The 1,898-nt window shown below is 72.0% G+C and carries 1 protein-coding gene; it reads left to right on the top strand.

The features are described 5' to 3' along the window. On the top strand, window positions 1-1,898 hold a 1,898-nt coding region (locus tag AC13HU_RS36430; RefSeq protein ID WP_483046282.1), incomplete at both ends, for a peptidoglycan D,D-transpeptidase FtsI family protein.

Below are 1,898 nucleotides of genomic sequence, written 5' to 3'. Positions count from 1 at the left end.
CCCGCGTACCGCGCCCCGGCGGCTCCGCAGGCTCCGGCGGTTCCGGAGATTCCCGCGCGTCCCGCGCCGCGGGCACCCCCGGCCCCCGGCGCGCCCGCCCCTCGCGCCCCGCGACCCGTTCACCTCGCCCGCGCCCGCCGCAGCCGGGCGGCCCACGGGCGGTACGCCTCGGCGCGGTCCGCCCGCGGCTGCGGCTGGTCGGGGTGGTGCTGACGCTGGTGATGTCCGTGTTCGTGGTGCGGCTGCTCCAGGTGCAGGCGGTCGACGCCTCCGCGTACGCCGCCAAGGCGGCCGTCAACCGCTGGGTCACCCACGAGGTCACCGCCGACCGCGGCACCATCACCGACCGCTCCGGCGTGGACCTGGCGACCACCGTGGACGCCTTCGACATCACCGCGGACCCGTACCTGTTCACCCCCGCGCAGGCGAAGGTGAACGACGCGCCGCAGCAGGCCGCGCAGCTGCTCGCGCCGATCGTCGGCGGCGATGCCACGAAGATCGCCCAGCAGCTCGCCACCCCCAAGTCCCGCTACCAGATCATCGCCCAGCAGCAGTCCCCGCAGGCGTGGAACCAGATCCAGGACCTCAAGTCCACGCTCGCCGCCAAGGCCGGCACCGGTCAGGGCGCCAACGTGCTCGCCGGGATCTTCCACGTGCCGCACTCCAAGCGGGTCTACCCGGCCGGCGACCTGGCCGCGGGCGTCATCGGCTTCGTCAACAGCCAGGGGCAGGGCGCCGACGGCCTGGAGTCCATGCTCGACAAGGAACTCGCCGGGAAGAACGGCAAGATCCGCTACGCCCAGTCCGCCGGCCGCCAGGTGCCCACCGCCGGCAGCCAGGAGCAGCCCGCCGTGCCCGGCACCGACGTGCAGCTCACCCTCGACCGCGACATCCAGTGGGCCGCCCAGAGCGCCATCACCAAGCAGGTGCAGAAGTCCAAGGCGGACCGCGGCTACGTCATCGTGCAGGACCCCAGGACCGGCCAGGTGCTCGCGATGGCCGACGCGCCCGGTTTTGACCCCAACGACCTGGCGCACGCCAACTCCGGCGCGCTGGGCAACGCGGCGATGCAGGACGCCTACGAGCCGGGCAGCGTCAGCAAGTTGATGTCCATGTCCGCGATCATCGACACCGGCGCGGCCACCCCCACCACCCGCGTCACCGTGCCCGGCACCCTGCCGCGCGCCGACCGGATCTTCCACGACGACGTCGACCACGGGACCTGGTACCTCACCCTCAACGGGGTGCTCGCCAAGTCCAGCAACATCGGCACCATCGAGGCCAGCGGCCAGCTCGGCAAGACCCAGCCGCGGGCCAACCAGGTGCTCTACTCCTACCTGCGGAAGTTCGGCATCGGCCGGCCCACCGGCATCGGCTTCCCCGGGGAGACCCCCGGCATCCTCGCCAAACCCCAGGACTGGAACGCCTCGCAGCAGTACACCATCCCCTTCGGCCAGGGCCTGTCGGTCAACGCGCTCCAGGCCACCTCGGTCTACTCCACGATCGCCAACGGCGGCGTACGGATCGAGCCCAGCCTGATCCGCGGCACCACCGGCCCCGACGGCCGGTTCGTGCCCGCCGCCGCCCCGAAGACGAACCGGGTGGTGTCGGAGAAGACCGCCAGGACCGTCTCGCAGATGCTGGAGTCGGTGGTCGGCAGCGAGCAGGGCACCGGTATCAACGCCCGTATCGACGGCTACCGGGTGGCCGGCAAGACCGGTACGGCCAACCGGGTGGACCCGGCGACCGGCCGCTACAAGGGCTACACCTCCTCCTTCCTCGGCTTCGCGCCGGCCGACAAGCCGCGGGTGACGATCTCCTGCGTGATCCAGAACCCGACGAAGGGCAGTTACTTCGGCGGCGACATCTGCGGCCCGGTCTTCAAGCAGGTCATGCAG

This window comes from Streptomyces sp. NH27 (genome assembly GCF_056859195.1).
This window is presented reverse-complemented; position numbering and strand designations above follow the sequence as displayed.